Source organism: Vibrio sp. 704, from assembly GCF_033339295.1.
Genome location: NZ_JAWOUH010000808.1, coordinates 1 through 566, shown reverse-complemented (window position 1 = coordinate 566; position 566 = coordinate 1). Strand labels below are relative to the sequence as shown.

The following is a 566-nucleotide window of genomic DNA, read 5'->3' as shown; positions in this document are numbered from 1 at the left end:
CTATGCAGGGCCCGTTTCCTCAGAAGAGGATTCCGCTAACTTCGTCAATGCGCGCTTTCTTTATCAAAGTACGTTTGGACCAACGCCAGCCTTGATTGATCAAGTCGAAGAAGTTGGCATTGAAAGTTGGATCAAACAACAACTTCTTCTTCCGGCGACCTATCATCGTCCTCTCTACGACACTCCTTTTAGCAAAGGAGCACAAGCAAATCGAGAAAATGCTTGGTATCAAATTGTTCTCACATCAGAAGACCAGCTTCGTCAGCGAATGGCATTTGCGTTAAGCCAAATACTCGTGGTCTCGCGCTATGGCGGAGCACTATCGAGCAAGCCAACAGGCCTAGTGGACTACTACGATGTGTTGGTGAAGCATGCTTTTGGCAACTATCGTGATCTTCTACACGAAGTGGCTATCCACCCAGCGATGGGTAACTACCTATCAATGATGGGCAGCACTAAGGAAAATACTTCAACAGGCGCGCTACCGGATGAAAACTTTGCCAGAGAACTGATGCAGCTTTTTACGTTAGGACTTTACGAGCTAACCCTTGATGGCAGTGTAAAAC

The 566-nt window shown here is 47.0% G+C and carries 1 protein-coding gene; it reads left to right on the top strand.

Annotated elements, in window-relative coordinates; all coding sequences use genetic code 11:
* Positions 1 to 566: DUF1800 family protein (locus tag R7R24_RS29250; protein WP_318120527.1), on the top strand; the 566-nt coding region annotated here is incomplete at both ends.